Genomic DNA, 16,941 nt, shown 5'->3' with positions numbered 1-16,941 from the left:
ATCGCGCATCGGTCTCGATGCAAATGCCCTTTGGTCTGGGCGACTGCATGCTGGGCGAAGGGTAGCGAGCTAGATCGGCGCATCCGGCGGATGCCGATCTGGGGCCGGTCGGCCAACGCATCAGGGTGCGTTTCGGTTTGAAGTTTCCGCCGATGGCTCAATAACCTCCCGCATGGCGATGCTCCGATATCCGATCCTCATGAACGACTCCAAGGTGCGGCCCATGGACCTTCGGGCGTGGGTGTTTCTGGTTCTGCTGTCCTTCCCCGTGTTCGCTGTCGCGAATTCGGTGACGACGGAGCATGTGACGGCGCGCTTGATCGCGGAGCGGAGCCAGACCGCACCGGGTGCGGGCATCGAGCTGGCGCTGGTGTTCGATATCCAGCCGGGATGGCATACCTATTGGCGCAATCCCGGTGATTCGGGCGAGGCACCGCGCATCGATTGGACCCTCCCGGATGGCGTGACGGCAGGCCCGATTCGCTGGCCCCATCCCGAGCTGGTCCGGGTCGGTCCGTTCGCCAACTACGGCTACTCGGGACGGGCCGTGCATCTGGTCGCGCTCTCGGTACCGCCGGACTGGCCGGTCGGGACGCCGATCCCCATCCGTGCCGAGGCCCATTGGCTCGTCTGTGCCGAGCATTGCATTCCCGAAAGCGGCGCTTTGGATCTGACGCTGGAGACCGCCGCAACGCAGGGCCCGGTCGATCCGGCCTGGTCGGACCTCTTCGCCGACGCACGGTCCGCGCTGCCCGAGGGCGACATTCAGGGTGCGATGCTCGACGAGCGTGACGGAGGGCTGCGATTGTCGGTCCCGCTCGGGACGAATCCGGCGCTGCGGATCCCCGATTCGGCATCGGTCTGGTTCTATGCCGGGAGCTGGGGCCTGATCGAGCATGCCGCCGCCCAGCCTTGGCGGGTCGGCGGGGACCGGCTGGAGATAGATCTGACCCCCGGCGCCATGGCCGCAACGGCCGAGCTGGAAGGGGTGCTGGTGATCGACGACCCCGACGGCGGGTCGCGTGCCTTTGCGTTAACCGCCGAGCGAGGCGTTCTGCCGGTCTCGGCGGGCGGGATCGAACCCGATACCTTGACCTTGCCGATCGCACTGGTCTTCGCCCTACTCGGCGGTCTCATCCTGAACCTGATGCCCTGCGTCTTTCCGGTGCTCGCGATCAAGGCGCTGAGCCTCACGGCTGGACAGGGCGATGGGGCCGGGCGGCGTGCGCTGCACGGTTTCGCCTACACGGGCGGCGTGCTGCTGTTCTTCGGGCTGCTGGGTGGGCTGTTGCTGGCATTACGTGCCGGCGGGGCTGCTGTCGGTTGGGGGTTTCAGCTCCAGTCTCCGCCCTTCGTTGCCCTGATGGCCGATCTGTTTCTGGTCATCGGGCTTTCGATGGCCGGTGTCGTGACGCTCGGTGGGCGTCTGATGGCGCTGGGTGGCGGCCAGACCGGGAGCGGTCTATTGGGTGCCTTCGGGACGGGGGCGCTCGCCGCCCTGGTCGCGGCTCCCTGCACGGCACCGCTCATGGGTGCGGCGCTCGGTTATGCACTGACGCTTCATTGGGCGGAGGCCATGCTGGTGATCCTGGCGCTCGGCCTGGGACTCGCCTTGCCTTTCCTGGTGCTGACGCTGGTCCCGGCGCTTGCGCGTCGATTGCCGCGCCCCGGACCCTGGATGGAGACCCTGAAGCAGGGGCTCGCCTTCCCTATGTTCGCTGCCTCGGCCTGGCTGCTCTGGGTGCTCGCCGTCCAGACTGGGGCGGATGGGATCGCACAGGGATTGACCGGCCTGTTGCTGCTCGCGTTTGGGCTCTGGGTTCGCGAACGCACGCTGCTCGGCTCTTCGCGGGTGCGTCGTGCCGGTGGGGTTCTCTCTCTCATTGGGCTCGTCACGGCCGTGTGGCTCGGGATCTCGACCTCAAGTCTTCCTGCATCCGCTGCAGGGTCTGCGAGAACTCCGGATGATGGACGGACATCATTGGTCGCCGAGCCCTATTCGGCAGAGCGTTTGGCCGAGGTCCGCGCCGAGGGTCGCCCGCTGTTCGTCAACATGACCGCCGCCTGGTGTATCACCTGTCTGGTCAACGAGCGGGTGGCGCTGTCGACCGCCGCGACGGTCGACCTCTTCGCCGAGCAGCGGCTGGTCTATCTGAAAGGGGACTGGACCAACCGGGATCCGGCGATCACCGAGTATCTTGCGGGTTTCGGCCGGACCGGCGTGCCCCTGTATGTCTATTACGCACCCGGTCGAGAACCCGATGTGTTGCCGCAGATCCTGACCCCGGGCATCGTTCGGGAGCATGTCGCCGGCTCGGGGGAGCCGGCCCGCAATCACCGATCCATTCCATCGACCCACTGAGGAGAGTCGCCATGTCTCGTCTGACCTTACCGCAAGGTGCGCGGACCGCCGCGCTGATTCTGATCGGTCTGCTCGTCGCCGGTACCGCACTGGCCAAGCCCGAAATCGGCGCTCCGGCGCCAGACTTCAGCGGCACCGATACGGCCGGTCGCACCTGGAACCTCTCCGATCTGGCCGGCAAGACCCTCGTGCTGGAATGGACCAATGATGGCTGTCCCTACGTGCGCAAGCATTACGGCAGCGGCAACATGCAGGCACTGCAGCGCGAGGCGACCGGCAGCGGTGTGGTGTGGCTGTCGGTGATCTCCTCGGCGCCCGGCAAGCAGGGGAACGTCAGTCCCGCCGAGGCCAACGCGCTGACCAAGGAGCGCGATGCCGCCCCGACGGCCGTGCTGCTGGATCCCGAGGGCACCATCGGGCGCGCCTACGGTGCCCGGACGACGCCGCATATGTTCGTCATCGACGGCACCGGGACGCTGGTCTACATGGGTGGCATCGACGACCGGCCGACGAGCGATCCGGCGGACATTGAGGGCGCGCACAACTACGTCCGCGCGGCCCTGGCCGACCTGGCGGCCGGCAAGCCGGTGACGACCCCGGTCACGCGACCCTATGGCTGCTCGGTCAAATATTGAGTCTGCTCTGATTTCCGATCGGGAGGTTGCGTCTTCCCTGTGCAAAGGAAAACAGCCCGGCTGCGGCCGGGCTGTTCGCGTGATGCTGTGAGCGTTTTGATCTATGCGGCCTTGCCCGATCGACGGGCAAAAGAAAACCGGCGCGAGGCCGGTTTCTTTTTCTATGTGGTAGCGGGGGCAGGATTTGAACCTACGACCTTCGGGTTATGAGCCCGACGAGCTGCCTGACTGCTCCACCCCGCATCTGTCTGGTTTGCCGCCTTTCGGGACGGCTGAGATCCCGGTTTGTCTGGGATCTCGGCTCGATCGACGCACGTGGCGTCAAGACAAGCCATTGAATTGGCGGAGAGGGTGGGATTCGAACCCACGGTACGCTCGCGCGTACACCTGATTTCGAGTCAGGCCCGTTCGGCCACTCCGGCACCTCTCCGGGTGCTGCGAGATGCAGATGCATCAGACAGCGAGCGGAGAATCATAAACGGGTCTTGGCTTGCTGTCTATGCCAAAGAGCCAATTCGGGTGGGCGTTCGGTTGCGTACCGGGGTTTCCTGGATTTCGCGATGGTTTCATTTGGGCGTCGGGTCGGGTCTGCTGGCTACCCCTGTGCAGGTGGGCGGTTTAGACTCGATCGCTTTCGATCTTCAACGCCGGACTCACTGCAATCGGGGGAGAGCAACATGATCTGGATCGTGCTTGGAGTCATTCTGCTGTTGGTGATTATTGCCATCGTCATCTACAACCGCCTGGTGGGCGGTCGCAATGCCTATAAGAACGCCTTCGCTCAGATCGATGTCCAGCTGACGCGGCGTTACGACCTGATCCCGAATCTGGTGAAGGTGGCCGAGCGCTACATGCAGCATGAGCGCGAGACGCTGGAGGCGGTGATCCAGGCGCGCAATCAGGCGGTGGGGAATCTGAAGCAGGCGGCTGCGGATCCGAGCGATGCCGAGGCGATGCGTCGTCTGTCCCAGTCGGAGCAGGGATTATCGGGTGCGTTGGGACGTCTGTTCGCGCTGTCCGAGGCCTATCCGGATCTCAAGGCGAATCAGAATATGATGCAACTCTCGGAGGAGCTGGTCAGCACCGAGAATCGGGTGGCCTTCGCCCGTCAGGCCTTCAACGATGCGGTCATGGCCTATAACAATCTGCGCGAGATGTTCCCCGGCAACCTGATCGCCAACAGCTTCAATTTCCAGCCCGCTCAGCTGCTGGAGATCGAGGAGCCGGCGAAGCGCAAGGCGGTCGAGATCTCCTTCCAGTAGTCGATGCCGATGAACTTCTTCGAGCATCAGGCGCGCGCCCGTCGCCGGACCCTCGGTCTGATCGGGCTCTTCGCCCTGGCCCTGGTCAGTATCGTGATCCTGGTCGACCTGGCGGTGCTGGTCTTCTTCGGGTCCTATCACGAGCTGGCCCAGCCGGGGCGTTACATGGACTACGTCGAACTCGGGGTGCCCGGGTTGTTCGATCGCTATGTGCGGCCGAACCTCCCGTTGCTCTTCTGGGTCTCCTTGGCGATCGGCGGCGGGATTGCGCTGGCGAGTCAGATCCGCATCCTGACCCTGCGTGGTGGCGGCGGGGCGGTGGCGCGCGGTCTCGGCGGGACGCTGGTTCCGCCCGATACCACGGACCCGTTGCGCCGGCGGCTGCGCAATGTGGTCGAGGAGATGGCGATCGCGGCGGGCGTGCCCGTGCCCGAGGTCTATGTGCTCGATCAGGAGCCAGGGATCAATGCCTTCGCAGCGGGCTACAGTCCCTCGGACGCGGCGGTCGCCGTGACTCAGGGGACGCTCGAAACGCTGAATCGCGCCGAACTGCAGGGCGTCGTCGCGCACGAGTTCGGCCATATCCTCAATGGCGATATGCGGCTGAACATCCGTCTGATGGGCGTGCTGTTCGGCATCCTGGTGCTGGCGTTGCTGGGGCGTTTTCTGCTCAATAGCGGACGCCTTTCGGCACGACGCGAGGGGCGCGGGATCCTCTCGTTCGGTTTGGCGCTGGTGGTGGTCGGCTATGTCGGGCTGTTCTTCGGGCGCTTGATCAAGGCATCGGTCTCGCGTCAGCGCGAGTTCCTGGCGGACGCCTCGGCGGTTCAGTTCACCCGTCACCCGGAAGGCATTGCTGGCGCGCTGAAGAAGATCGGCGCGGCCGGTATGGGGTCGACCCTGCGGACCGATGCCGAGGAGGTCGCGCACATGCTGTTCGCTCAAGGGCTGTCCAGCCGAATGCTGGCGACCCATCCGCCGCTCGAAGACCGCATCCGCGCCATCGAACCTGGGTTCGATCCGGCCGAATTGGCCGAGATCGCGCGATCGATGCGGCGCCCGGTGCCGGTGGGTGTTCCCGGCGAGCCCATTGAGCCGGCTGGGGCTGCCGACAGGATTGTGCCACTCGCCGCTCGGGGTGCGACGGTGAGTCCCGAATCGCTGATCGAGGGCATCGGTCGGCCGGGCGCTGGTCAGATCCTGACAGCCGGATTGCTTGCGGCGGCCATTCCCAAGACGCTGGAGCGCGCGGCCCATTCGACCGAGTGGGCGGCCAGCGTGCTCTGCTATCTGCTGATGGGTTCGGATCCCGAGGTGCGCGAGCAGCGGTTGCTGATGGTGTCGGAGACCCTGGGACAGGAGGCGGAGCATCAGGTGGGCGTGCTGCTGAAGGAGGTGCCCGATCTGGCCTCCGAGCTGCGTATCCCGCTGCTGGATCTGACCTTCCCAGCATTGCGTCGGCGTCCGGCAGCAGAGCTTGAGCGTTTGCTGGGTCTGGTCGATCGATTGATTCTGGCCGATGGCCAGGTCGCGCTGTTCGAGTATGTTCTGGCGAAGCTGTTGGCTAGACAGATCCGGGATCTGCTGTCTCCCGCGTCTGCGGGTGTCGCCGGATCCGGTCGTCTGGTGGGCGCGACCCGCGAGGTCGTTTTGCTCCTGACGGTGCTGGCGCACCATGGCAACGGCAGGCCGGAAGATGCCCGCCGGGCGCTGATTGTTGGATTGAAACGCTTGGGTGCGAAACTCCGGGCGGTCGAACGCATCAAAGAAGACTGGTTCGAGTCTGACTGGCTCGAACGGGAATGGTCCGTGCGGCTGGATGCCGCGCTGGCGCGACTCGATCAGCTTCGATTGGAGGACAAGCAGTGCCTCTTGGGGGCCATGGCTGCGGTCGTGGTGGAGGATGGTCGTGTGGCGCCGGCCGAGATGGAGCTCTTGCGGGCCATATGCGCGGCCCTGCGCATGCCGTTGCCGGTGTTAGAGCCGGCTGAGGTCCACGCGTGATCGTCTGTTGCGTGGGATCTCGTGGGGAATGGGTCGCTGTCGATATCTCGAATGGGTCGAGATATCTAGACCTTAGTGAAATTCCAAAAATCAATGGAGATTGTCGATGAAACGAATGCTAGCCAGCTCAGCCGTCGGTCTTGCCGCCGTCGTCCTCGCCAGTGCCGCTTTCGCCTCTGACCTCAAGCCCGAGGAGCAGATCCAGATTCGTCAGGCTGGTTACAGCTTCATGGGCTGGAACATGGGTAAGATCAAGGCGAATCTCCAGGGCGAGTACAATGCGGATCAGGTGTCGGCTGCCGCCAATACCATTGCCGCCATCGCCAATTCGGGTATGGGTGCGCTCTACGGGCCGGGCACCGATAAGGATATCGGAGACGTCAAGACGTACGTGAAGCCGGAGCTCTTCGAGAACATGGAAGACGTCGGTCGGTTGGCCCACGATTTCGTGGCGGCTGCTGACAATCTCGCCTCAGTCGCCGATGGCGGTGACAAGGCTGCAGTGAAGTCGGCGTTCGGCGACCTGGGTGCTGCCTGTAAGGCGTGCCACAAGAAGTATCGCGCCGACGACTGATCGGACGCGTTTTTGATCGTCGCGAAAGGCCGTCCTCGCGGACGGCCTTTCGCGTTTGCGCATTACCAAGTGGGAATGGATGCGGGCGGTGTTGGAGGTGGGGTGGTCAGCAGGCCGCCGTTGGCGATCCAGACCGCTCCGACCGCGATTGCGGCGGCGAGCAGGAAGGCAATCGGTCCGCCTCCGGTGGCTGAGCGGGCGCTGGGATCCTCGACCTCCTTACGGCCGCTCAGCATGGGTCCAATCATGTTGTCCCGATGCACCAGGCTGTAGAAGAGGATGGCCAGGATATGAAGGCAGACGAGGCCGCCGATCAGCCAGATCGCCTGGCGATGCAGACTGCTCAGCCAGCGGCTCGTGTCGCCTCCGACCAAATCCTGGAGCGGTCCCTCGAAGGCGATGTCGTCGGTCGCAAAGAGTCCGGTCAGACATTGAAACGCCAGCAGGGCCAGCAGGGTCAGGACCGACAGCGCGCCCAGTGGGTTGTGACCGAGTCCATGCCAGCGACCTCTGAGATAGTCGAGAATGGCGCCCGGGCCGCGCACGAAGGTGCTGAAACGGGCGTAGGTGGATCCCAGTACGCCCCAGGCGAGTCGGAAGACGACCAGTCCGAGGATGGCGAGTCCCGCCCAACCATGCCAGGTAACCAGATTGCCGCCCGTCAGCCCGGTCACGAAGGCGATCGCCACCAGGACGAAGAGTGCCCAGTGGGTGATGCGGGTCGGAAGGTCCCAGAGTTTGATTCGGTTCTTTTGCATCTGTTTGGAATCGGGTCTTTGATTAAGTGATGTGGCGAGTGTCGCCCAAGGTGAGGTTTGACGCCAAGCCGTCCATCTCTCCAGAGCAGCGATTGAGGTAATGCGATGAAGCGCGCAGTGATTCTATTGAGTGGCGGGCTCGACTCGACGACCGCGTTGGCGATCGCCAAATCGGAGGGCTATGTCCCCTATGCGCTCTCTTTTCGTTATGGTCAGAGGCATGCGGTGGAGCTGGACTCCGCTGGGCGCGTCGCCGAGTCGATGGGGGTCGCCGAGCATGTGATCGCCGACATCGATTTGCGACGATTCGGCGGATCGGCGCTCACCGACGATGTCGACGTTCCGAAGGGGCGCGAAACGAATGCGATGTCGGATGGGATTCCGGTCACCTATGTGCCAGCTCGCAATACGGTTTTTCTGTCGTTTGCGCTTGCCTGGGCCGAGGTGCTGGGTGCGAGCGATATCTTCGTTGGGGTCAACGCGCTCGATTATTCGGGCTATCCGGACTGTCGTCCGGAATACATCGATGCCTTCGAGCGTCTGGCCAATCTGGCAACCGCCTCGGGCGTCGAGGGGCGTCAGCGCTTTCATGTGCATGCGCCTCTGATCGAGCTGTCCAAGGCCGAGATTATCCGGCGCGGTGTGCGTTTGGGTGTCGACTATGGGCTGACCAGCAGTTGCTACGATCCGGGCGAGGATGGCCGGCCCTGTGGCTTCTGCGATTCCTGTTTATTGCGGGCGAAGGGTTTTGCGGAGGCTGGTCTTCGCGATCCGCTCCTCGTCCGTTTCGAGAAAGAGGCATGACCGAACAGCTTTTCCATGTTGCCGCCGCGCCGTTCGAGGCGGCCCGGCGTGTCGCCATTCTTCCCGAAGGGCATCGTGCCCGACGGTTGCATGGTCACAGTTTCCTCGCCAAGGTCCGCGCGCAGTTGCCGTGTGGTTGGGGCGGCTTCCCAGGCGCCGAAGCCGGTGCGCTCTCCGAGTCGCTCGCGCGCGCGGTCGATGTGCTCGACTATCGCGATCTCAACGAATTCCTGCCGGTACCGACCGATGAGAATCTGGCGCGCTGGCTGCATGCGCGGCTGGATGTGCCTGAGATCGCCTCGATTGGCGTTCAGAGCACGCGCGATCAGGGAGCGGATCTGGAGGGCGAGGGACGCGTGCATGTCTGGCGCCGCTTCCGTTTCGAGGCTGCGCATCGACTGCCGAACGTGCCCGAGGGGCATCAGTGCGGACGGATGCACGGACACGGATTCGAGGTCATCCTGCACGCCGATCAGAGTCTGGCGGACGCGGATATGGGCGTCGATTTCGACCGGCTCGCGACGCTCTGGGCGCCGCTGCAGGCCGAGCTGCATCATGCCTGTCTCAATGAGATTCCGGGTCTGGAGAATCCGACCAGCGAGATGCTTTCGCGCTGGATTTGGGAGCGGCTGTCGTCTCGGCTTCCGGCGCTGTCTTGGGTAACGGTCTACGAAACCGCGACCGCCGGCTGTCATTACGACGGGACCCATTATCGGATCTGGAAGGAGCAGCGCTTCGAGGCCGCGCTCAGTCTGTCGCGGGCGCCGGAGGGTGATTCGCGCCGCCGGCTCCACGGTCACAGCTATCTGTTGAGGCTGCATCTGACGGCACCGCTTGACCGCGTGCTCGGTTGGACGGTGGACTACGGTGACGTCAAGCAGCTCTTCAATCCCGTCTATCGCCAGCTCGATCATCATCGGCTCGATGGGTTGCCGCATCTGTCGGCAGCCGATTCGGGCAGTTTGGCGCTCTGGATCCGCGAGTCGGTTGCCGGCGTGCTGCCTCAGATGGATCGGATCGATCTGCACGAGACCCCGGGCTGCGGTGCCTCGCTCTGCTGGGGCGAGCTGGGTCCGGCGCTGCCGTCATGAGCTACAGCGTCAAGGAGATCTTCTACACCCTGCAGGGGGAGGGCGCCCAGGCCGGGCGTCCGGCCGTTTTTTGTCGCTTTGCAGGGTGCAATCTCTGGAGTGGCCGCGAGGCGGATCGTGCCGGTGCGATCTGTCGTTTTTGCGATACCGATTTTCGCGGGACTGACGGTGAGGGTGGTGGACGTTTCGAGGATGCTGAGTTGCTCGCCGAGCGCATTCGCGCGCTCTGGCCCGATGACTCGGTTGCGCCTTATGTGGTCTGTACCGGCGGCGAACCGCTGCTGCAGCTCGATTCGGCACTCATCCAGGCGCTGCATGCGCGTGGTTGTCTCATCGCGGTCGAGACCAATGGGACGCTTCCCGTGCCGTCAGGGATCGATTGGGTTTGCGTCAGTCCTAAGGCGGGGACTGAGTTGCGAGTGAGATCTGGGAATGAACTCAAGCTGGTCTATCCCCAGCCCGAGGCCCCGCCCGAGTGTTTCGATGGATTGGCGTTCGAGCAGTTTTTTCTGCAACCGATGGATGGATCCGACGTGTCCGGGAATACCGAGGCGGCCTTGATGTATTGCAAGTCGCATCCGCATTGGCGATTGACCGTCCAGATGCACAAACTGATTGGAATTCCATAGAATTCACATGGTTTGGTGTGAGTGGCCTCTGGGTGGAGACCTGGTGTGTTTCGATCCCGCTGCTGATCAGGTGATATTTGCGTGTAAATTCATGTTGACAATATCCAGTGTAAAGCTAAGATGACACACAAGATCGCACGGCAGTCCTCCCGGTCCAGCGGTTTGTGAGATCGGATAGGGCATTGTTTCAGCGGTCAGCGTCACGGCGCCATCCATCTGACCATGATAAGGCGGCGTCAGTGTTACCCGTACGGAGGCCAGCTTTAAGTGGCTGACAAGAGAATCCCTGCCGCCCCTAAGGGTGGTGTTACCAGCAAACCCCGCATGGAGACCGAGCAAATGAGTCTTTCCGGTTTGACCGATCAGCAAGCAAAAGAATTCCACGAGCAGTTCAAGGTCACCTACACCGCATTCGTCGGTCTGGCTGCCCTGGCGCACCTGTTCGTCCTCGCCGCCAACCCCTGGTTCTAATTCGAGTTAACACGAGGCCAATATCATGAGCAAACCTAGCAATCCTGCTGACGATTGGAAGATCTGGCTCGTTGTGAACCCTGCGACCTGGCTGATGCCTATTTTCTTCGCAGTGCTGGTTCTGGCTATCGCCGTCCACGCTGTCGTTTTCTCGGTCGGTCTGGGCTGGCAGTGATCTGACTTCGGCGTTGGCTGATCGATGTATCGAAGCACCGTGAGGTGTGGGGGGTAGCATCTGGTCGAGGTCAGCGTCGAGTGAGATCCGCATCGGCGCCGGTTGCTTTAGGGCAATCGGCGCCGATTGCGTTTTGTCGGCGTGAAATCTGGTGCTGTGGGGCGAGATGGATGGTCTCGCGAAGCGCGGTTGCGCGTCTTTTTCGCGCACAAAAAAAGGGCCTTGCCGTGCGGCAAGGCCCTTTTTTGGAATTGGTACTCCCTAGGGGATTCGAACCCCTGTTACCGGCGTGAGAGGCCAGCGTCCTAACCACTAGACGAAGAGAGCAGTAATGCGCTTAAGAAAGGCGTATTATACGCAAATTCTTTCGCACGACAAGCGTGCTGTTAATATCGCCCTTTCGACGGTGATATCTGGGTAGGTCGATGGTCGTTACGCCATCCCGAGCTTCTGGTTATCGCCTTGGCGCCACAAGGAATCCGCTTCTAGTTACGGTCATGCAGGAATCCGACCCATCATCAGATATGCCGTGCACGGCGCTCCCTCGGATCGTGCCGCGCCCGGAACACAATATCTCCCGTGCCAATATCAGTGAGCATGCGCTCAAGGTGCTGTACCGGTTACGGCAGGAGAATTTTCAGGCCCATCTCGTGGGAGGCGGCGTGCGCGACCTCCTGCTCGGACATGAGCCGAAGGACTTCGATATCGCGACCGACGCGACCCCGGAACAGGTTCGGCAGGTGTTTCGCAACTGCCGCCTGATCGGCCGGCGGTTCCGCCTGGCGCATGTCCATTTCGGCAGGGACATCATTGAGGTCGCAACCTTCCGCGGCAGTGGGGAGGAGGGCGATGACACGGATCGCCGTTTGGAAAACGGCATGATCGTGCGCGACAACAGCTACGGCTCCATCGAGGAAGATGCGCTGCGACGGGACTTCACCATCAATGCGCTCTACTACGATATCGCCGATTTTTCGCTGATCGACTACGCCGGCGGACTGGACGACCTGAGAGCCGGTCGCGTGCGTTTCATTGGCGATCCGGATCAGCGTTATCGGGAGGATCCGGTGCGGATGCTGCGCGCGGTGCGTTTCGCCTGCAAGCTGGGCTTCAACATCGAGTCCGCGACCGAAGCGCCGCTGTTTACCCTGGGGCATCTGCTGCACGATATCCCCGCCGCGCGCCTGTTCGACGAGCTCATCAAGCTGCTTCATTCGGGCTACGGTTTGGCGGTCTTCGAGAAGCTGCGTCACTACGGGCTCTTCGGGCATCTTTTTCCGGCTACCGAGGCCTGTCTGACGCAGCAGCATCAGGAGTTCCCCTTGACCTTCGTCAGTCGCGGGTTGGCCAATACCGATCTGCGTCTGCAGGAGGGTAAGCCGACCACGCCGGCCTTCCTGTTTGCGATCATCCTGTGGGAGCCGGTGCGTCTGGCCTACGAACGGCTGGTGGCGGACGGCGTCGCCGAGGCTGACGCCATTCACGCGGCCTCCAGCGCGGTCTGCTCCGACCAGCAGTCCCTGGTCGCGATCCCCAAGCGTTTCTCCTTGCCCATGCGCGAGATTTGGGCGTTGCAGCATCGGTTGGCTCAGCGCGAGGGTAAGCGGCCTTACCGTCTCATTACCCATCCGCGCTTTCGCGCGGCCTACGATTTTCTGGTCTTGCGTGCCGAGGCCGGTGAGGCCGATCCCGAGTTGGCCACCTGGTGGACCCGTTTCCAGGATGCCAGCAGCCAGGAGCGCGCCAGCATGACCGAATCCGGTGGCAAGCGGCGAAGATCTCGCTCGCGTCGTCGTCGGCGTAAGCCGGCGGACACCGCCAGCGAGGTGCCGGGCTGAGTCGATTCGGTATCCGCCGGGCGGTCGAGTGCTGGATCCTGGATCCGGCGCTCGTCAGGCTCGACTCGGGTCAATGAGGTAGCGCCGTTTCGGTCCTGTCGTTATCGTCTGCATCCTGAATTTTATCTTCCAGGGCTTCTGTCGCGGCTCTTGCGCGAGCAATGGCTGTGTTTCCGGGGCGGGTGGCTTGTCGTTCGGGTGCGTCAATGGCATATCCGCACAGTGACCCGCATCCAACCCTTTAACTCTCACTCGGAGGCATCGATGTCTGCCGTTCCCATCTCCGTCTCAACCCTCGCGGCGATGAAGTCGCGAGGCGAGCGGATCGTTTCTCTGACCTGCTACGACGCCAGTTTTGCGCGCCTGCTCGATAGCGCAGGGGTCGACCTCATGCTGGTGGGGGACTCGCTGGGCATGGTGCTGCAGGGCCATCGCACGACGGTCCCGGTGACGCTCGATCAGATGGTCTACCATACCGCCTGCGTTTCACGTGGCTGCGAACGGGCTCTGCTGGTCGCCGATCTGCCATTTCTGGCCTGTGCGACCCCGGATCGAGCCTTCGATGCCGCCGCCCGGCTGATGCAGGAAGGCGGGGCGCAGGTGGTCAAGATCGAGGGCGGGGCGCCCGTGATGGAGATCGTGCGCCGCTTGTCCGATCAGGGCGTGCCCGTCTGCGGTCATCTTGGGCTGATGCCGCAGTCCGTGAATCGTCTCGGTGGCTATCGCTTTCAGGGGCGCGATCACGCCTCGGCCGAGGCGATCCGGCACGATGCGCTCGCCCTGCAGGATGCGGGTGCCACGATGCTGGTGCTGGAGTGCGTTCCGGCGGCCTTGGCTGGCGAGATCGCCCGTACCCTGAACATCCCGGTGATCGGGATTGGTGCGGGTGCTGAATGCGACGGTCAAGTGCTGGTGGTCTATGACATGCTCGGACTCAATTCGGGCCGTCCGCCGAGTTTCAGTCGCGATTTCATGACCGGGCGCGAGTCGATCGGCGCAGCGGTCGCCGCCTATGTCGCTGCGGTGCGCGAGGGTTCATTCCCCGCCGCCGCCGAAACCCCTTTTTGAATAGAACCCCTTGAGAGCGGATTTCGATGGAATCTGTCGAGCTTCTGCAAGACCTGCGTCGGCGCGTTGCCGCCTGGCGCTTGGCCGGCCAGCGTCTGGCGCTGGTGCCCACCATGGGCAACCTGCATCGCGGTCATATCTCCTTGATCGAGGAGGCGCGCCGACGGGCCGATCGCGTGGTCGCAAGCATTTTCGTCAACCCCTTGCAGTTCGGTCCGAGCGAGGATCTGGGCGCCTATCCTCGGACCCTCGAAGAGGATAGGCGTCGACTCGACGAGGCCGGCTGCGATCTGCTGTTCACGCCCGGGGTCCAGGTCATGTATCCGCATGGCCAGGAGTCGCACACCCGTGTCGAAGTGCCCGGTCTTTCGGCGATCCTCTGCGGTGCGACCCGTCCCGGACACTTCGTCGGCGTCACGACCGTCGTCAGCAAGCTGTTCAACATGGTTCAGCCGGACGTCGCCCTGTTCGGCGAGAAGGATTTTCAGCAGCTTGTCGTGATTCGGCGTATGGTCGCCGACCTGAATATGCCGATCGAGATCGTCGGCGTGCCGATCGCGCGCGAATCAGACGGCCTCGCCATGAGTTCGCGCAACGGCTATCTGACCGCCGAGGAGCGTGCCCTGGCGCCTGGACTGCATCGGGCATTGCTTGCCGTTGAGTCGAGACTGGCCGCTGGCGCCGATATCGCCGAGGTCGAGGCGGCCACGACCGGCATGATTCGCGAGGCGGGCCTCGGGCCTGACTACGTGAGTATCCGGTCCGCTATCGATCTGGAGCCCGCGACCGAGCAGGACGAGGATCTGGTGGTGCTCGCAGCCGCCTATCTGGGGCGGGCGCGGCTCATCGACAACCTGCGGATTCGGCGCATCGGCGATTGATAGGGACTGTGCCGACCCTTCGGGAAGGGTCAAGTGCTGCATTGCAGCAAATGCTGCGGTAAACTTGTCGGAAATTGAAACACAGAGTCTTCATCGCGTTTTCGCATCGAGCGCCTGAAGACTTGGCCATCAGGGCCTTTGAGAGGATTGAGTCAATGCAACTAACCTTGCTGAAGTGCAAGCTGCACCGCGCTCGCGTGACACATTCGGAATTGGACTACGAGGGTTCCTGTGCCATCGACGAGGACCTGCTGGATCTAGCCGGAATCCGCGAGTACGAGCAGATCCAGATCTACAACGTGACCAACGGTAAGCGCTTCACGACCTATGCCATTCGAGCCGATGCCGGTTCGCGGGTCATTTCGGTGAACGGCGCGGCCGCCCATCAGGCGGATCCGGGCGACTGCATCATCATCTGCGCCTTCGCCACCATGACGGAGGCCGAGGCCGACGCCCATAAGCCGAGCCTGGTCTACCTCAACGAACAGAATCGTGTGATCCGCACCGGCGACGCCATCCCTGCTCAGGCCGCCTGATCGACGCCACAGGGCGATTCACCCTGCTCCAATGGCCTGACGCCGACCCACTGAGGGATCGGCGTCAGGCCATGTCGTTTGGCGCCAGGCGTCGAGCTAGGGTTCAGGCCGAGGCGGCCTCGACTGGCGATTGGCGTTCGAGGATGGCGTCTGTGTAGAGCTGGAGATAGCGTTGTGCGCTGGCCTCCCAACTCAGGTCTTGGGACATGCCGTTCGTGGCCAGCCGCCGCCAGCCGTCCGGGTCGTCGCGATAGAGCGCGACCGCTTGGCGAATCGCGCCGAGCAGCGCCTGGGGTTGCGGTTCGTGGAACAGGAAGCCGGTCGCGGTCCCGGCGGCCAACGTCTCCTGGGTGGTCTGTGTGACCGTATCTGCCAGTCCGCCGGTGCGGTGGACGATGGGTGGGGTTCCGTAGCGCAGGCTATACATCTGGTTCAGCCCGCAGGGCTCGAAGCGCGATGGCATCAGGAAGCTGTCGCAGCCGGCCTCGATGCGGTGTGCCCGGATCTCGTCGTAACCGATGAAGACGCCGACCTGGCGTGGGAATTGGTCCGCGATGTCGAGCAATGCCTGTTCGGCATGGCGCTCGCCCGAGGTGACGATCATGATCTGGATCCGGGGATCGTCGAGCAGTTCCGGCAGGATCGCCTGGATGAGATCCACGCCCTTTTGTTCGACCAGTCTCCCGATATAGCCCAGCACGAAGGCGTCTTCGCTGCGCGGCAGGCCGAACTCGCGCTGCGCGTCGAGCTTGTTCTCGGCCTTGAGTCCGAAGCGCTCGCGATCGTAGTTCTGCAGGATCAGCGGATCGGTCGCCGGATCCCAGACCTCATAGTCGATGCCGTTGAGGATGCCGCTGAAGCGGTTGCCGACTTGGCGCAGCAGACCGTCCAGTCCGCAACCGAAGCGTGGCGTGCGCACCTCCTCGGCATAGGTGGGACTGACCGTGTTGACGCGGTCCGAGAAGGCGATCCCACCTTTGATGAAAGACAGCCGCTGGTGGAACTCGAGCCCGGACAGGCTCCAGAGCGCCGGGGGCAGGCCGAGCCGGTCGAAGGTGGCGCGGTCGAAGAGTCCTTGGTAGGCCAGGTTGTGAATGGTGAAAATGCGGGCCGGATGCTCCGGCAGGTCCTGCATCAGGGCCGGTGCCAGTCCGGTCTGCCAATCGTTGCAGTGCAGGACGTCGGGCCGCCAGCCGATTCCGGGCAGGCCCTGAGCGGTCTGGGCGATGACTCGGCAAAACAGCAGGAAGCGTTCCGCATTGTCACCCCAGTCGCGTCCGCTGAGATCGGTGTAGGGATTGCCCTCGCGATGGAAATACTCGGGGGCATCGACCAGATAAACCGGAAGGTCGGCATCCGGATGGCGTCCCTCCAGTAGTCGCACGCTGGTGTGGCAGTTCGGGATCCTGAACTCGCACAGCGGCTTGGGCTCGCGCAGTTGGCGCGTCGCCAGTGGATAGCCTGGTAGGATGAGTCGTGCGTCGTGTCCGAGTTGGCGCAAGGCGATCGGCAGGCTGGCGGCAACATCGCCGAGTCCGCCTGTCTTGATGAAGGGGTGTGCCTCACTGCTGGCCAACAGAATGCGTTGACGATCCCGATTCCAGGCGGGATGGGGGAAATGGTTGGGTGACTGCTCCATCGAGGTCTCTGAATTCCAGCGGGAGGGGCGTTAAGGGCGCGGTGGGAAATGCATGGTAGACATCACGTTAGCACACTTGCTCGGGTTGGCGGTAACTGTGCGTCTGGCTGGGCGGTCCGCTTCGGTGTCGTCGGGTTGAACCTGATTTGCCGCGCAGACTCGGTGTCGGAGATCCTGGTATACCGCCGCACGGTGCGATGGCCGCGCCGGCATC

General features: G+C 63.2%; 16 protein-coding genes and 3 tRNA genes. 14 read left to right on the top strand and 5 right to left on the bottom strand.

Annotation, left to right across the window (positions count from 1 at the left end; genetic code table 11):
• Positions 1 to 199: 199 nt before the first annotated feature.
• On the top strand, positions 200 to 2,362 hold the full coding sequence (locus THIDRDRAFT_RS03605) for a protein-disulfide reductase DsbD family protein (protein WP_245535775.1): 2,163 nt from the start codon (positions 200 to 202) through the stop codon (positions 2,360 to 2,362).
• An 11-nt stretch (positions 2,363 to 2,373) separates the two neighbouring features.
• Entirely contained in the window at positions 2,374 to 2,997 is a 624-nt protein-coding gene (locus THIDRDRAFT_RS03600) for a thioredoxin family protein (protein ID WP_007039441.1), read from the top strand.
• Between the two features lie 166 nt (positions 2,998 to 3,163).
• Here THIDRDRAFT_RS03600 and THIDRDRAFT_RS03595 read toward each other — a convergent pair.
• Positions 3,164 to 3,240 (bottom strand) — tRNA-Met (locus tag THIDRDRAFT_RS03595).
• A gap of 97 nt (positions 3,241 to 3,337) precedes the next feature.
• Positions 3,338 to 3,427 (bottom strand) — tRNA-Ser (locus THIDRDRAFT_RS03590).
• Between the two features lie 247 nt (positions 3,428 to 3,674).
• On the opposite strand from THIDRDRAFT_RS03590, the gene THIDRDRAFT_RS03585 reads away from it, so the two are divergent.
• From THIDRDRAFT_RS03585 to THIDRDRAFT_RS03575, 3 genes are all read left to right on the top strand, one after another.
• A complete protein-coding gene (locus THIDRDRAFT_RS03585; RefSeq protein ID WP_007039440.1) occupies positions 3,675 to 4,259 on the top strand; it encodes a LemA family protein in 585 nt (194 codons plus the stop codon).
• A 9-nt stretch (positions 4,260 to 4,268) separates the two neighbouring features.
• A complete protein-coding gene (locus tag THIDRDRAFT_RS03580; RefSeq protein ID WP_007039439.1) occupies positions 4,269 to 6,263 on the top strand; it encodes a M48 family metallopeptidase in 1,995 nt (664 codons plus the stop codon).
• Between the two features lie 106 nt (positions 6,264 to 6,369).
• Entirely contained in the window at positions 6,370 to 6,837 is a 468-nt protein-coding gene (locus THIDRDRAFT_RS03575; RefSeq protein WP_007039438.1) for a c-type cytochrome, read from the top strand.
• Between the two features lie 62 nt (positions 6,838 to 6,899).
• Here the strand turns inward: THIDRDRAFT_RS03575 and THIDRDRAFT_RS03570 are convergent, their stop codons facing one another.
• Entirely contained in the window at positions 6,900 to 7,595 is a 696-nt protein-coding gene (locus THIDRDRAFT_RS03570) for a cytochrome b/b6 domain-containing protein (protein ID WP_007039437.1), read from the bottom strand.
• Between the two features lie 105 nt (positions 7,596 to 7,700).
• Between THIDRDRAFT_RS03570 and queC the strand changes: the two genes are divergently transcribed.
• From queC to pufA, 5 genes are all read left to right on the top strand, one after another.
• Positions 7,701 to 8,399, top strand: a complete 699-nt coding sequence (gene queC, locus THIDRDRAFT_RS03565) for a 7-cyano-7-deazaguanine synthase QueC (RefSeq protein WP_007039436.1) — start codon at positions 7,701 to 7,703, stop codon at positions 8,397 to 8,399.
• Positions 8,396 to 9,490: a 6-carboxytetrahydropterin synthase gene (locus THIDRDRAFT_RS03560; RefSeq protein WP_007039435.1), complete on the top strand. Its 1,095-nt coding sequence runs from the start codon at positions 8,396 to 8,398 to the stop codon at positions 9,488 to 9,490. Before queC ends, THIDRDRAFT_RS03560 begins: the two co-directional genes overlap by 4 nt.
• Complete coding sequence (gene queE, locus THIDRDRAFT_RS03555) at positions 9,487 to 10,119, top strand: 7-carboxy-7-deazaguanine synthase (RefSeq protein WP_007039434.1); 633 nt, start codon at positions 9,487 to 9,489, stop codon at positions 10,117 to 10,119. The genes THIDRDRAFT_RS03560 and queE overlap by 4 nt, the downstream gene beginning before the upstream one ends.
• A gap of 324 nt (positions 10,120 to 10,443) precedes the next feature.
• Positions 10,444 to 10,590 carry a light-harvesting antenna LH1, beta subunit gene (gene pufB / locus THIDRDRAFT_RS03550; protein ID WP_040843838.1) on the top strand — a complete coding sequence of 49 codons (147 nt, stop codon included), beginning with the start codon at positions 10,444 to 10,446 and terminating at the stop codon, positions 10,588 to 10,590.
• 25 nt (positions 10,591 to 10,615) lie between these two features.
• On the top strand, positions 10,616 to 10,765 hold the full coding sequence (gene pufA / locus THIDRDRAFT_RS24375) for a light-harvesting antenna LH1, alpha subunit (protein ID WP_007039432.1): 150 nt from the start codon (positions 10,616 to 10,618) through the stop codon (positions 10,763 to 10,765).
• Between the two features lie 252 nt (positions 10,766 to 11,017).
• On the opposite strand, the gene THIDRDRAFT_RS03545 is transcribed toward pufA, so the two are convergent.
• A tRNA-Glu gene (locus tag THIDRDRAFT_RS03545) sits at positions 11,018 to 11,092 on the bottom strand.
• A gap of 170 nt (positions 11,093 to 11,262) precedes the next feature.
• Here THIDRDRAFT_RS03545 and pcnB point away from each other — a divergent pair.
• From pcnB to panD, 4 genes are all read left to right on the top strand, one after another.
• A complete protein-coding gene (gene pcnB / locus THIDRDRAFT_RS03540; RefSeq protein ID WP_083827427.1) occupies positions 11,263 to 12,603 on the top strand; it encodes a polynucleotide adenylyltransferase PcnB in 1,341 nt (446 codons plus the stop codon).
• A 264-nt stretch (positions 12,604 to 12,867) separates the two neighbouring features.
• Positions 12,868 to 13,671, top strand: coding sequence for a 3-methyl-2-oxobutanoate hydroxymethyltransferase (gene panB, locus THIDRDRAFT_RS03535; protein ID WP_007039430.1), 804 nt, complete (start codon positions 12,868 to 12,870; stop codon positions 13,669 to 13,671).
• Between the two features lie 26 nt (positions 13,672 to 13,697).
• Positions 13,698 to 14,552 carry a pantoate--beta-alanine ligase gene (panC, locus tag THIDRDRAFT_RS03530; protein WP_007039429.1) on the top strand — a complete coding sequence of 285 codons (855 nt, stop codon included), beginning with the start codon at positions 13,698 to 13,700 and terminating at the stop codon, positions 14,550 to 14,552.
• A gap of 155 nt (positions 14,553 to 14,707) precedes the next feature.
• Positions 14,708 to 15,088, top strand: coding sequence for an aspartate 1-decarboxylase (gene panD / locus THIDRDRAFT_RS03525; RefSeq protein ID WP_007039428.1), 381 nt, complete (start codon positions 14,708 to 14,710; stop codon positions 15,086 to 15,088).
• A 103-nt stretch (positions 15,089 to 15,191) separates the two neighbouring features.
• On the opposite strand, the gene glgA is transcribed toward panD, so the two are convergent.
• Entirely contained in the window at positions 15,192 to 16,727 is a 1,536-nt protein-coding gene (glgA, locus tag THIDRDRAFT_RS03520) for a glycogen synthase GlgA (RefSeq protein WP_007039427.1), read from the bottom strand.
• Positions 16,728 to 16,941 lie beyond the last annotated feature (214 nt).

Origin of the sequence: Thiorhodococcus drewsii AZ1 (assembly GCF_000224065.1) — a bacterium.
Taxonomy (GTDB): Bacteria; Pseudomonadota; Gammaproteobacteria; order Chromatiales; family Chromatiaceae; genus Imhoffiella; species Imhoffiella drewsii.
This window is presented reverse-complemented; position numbering and strand designations above follow the sequence as displayed.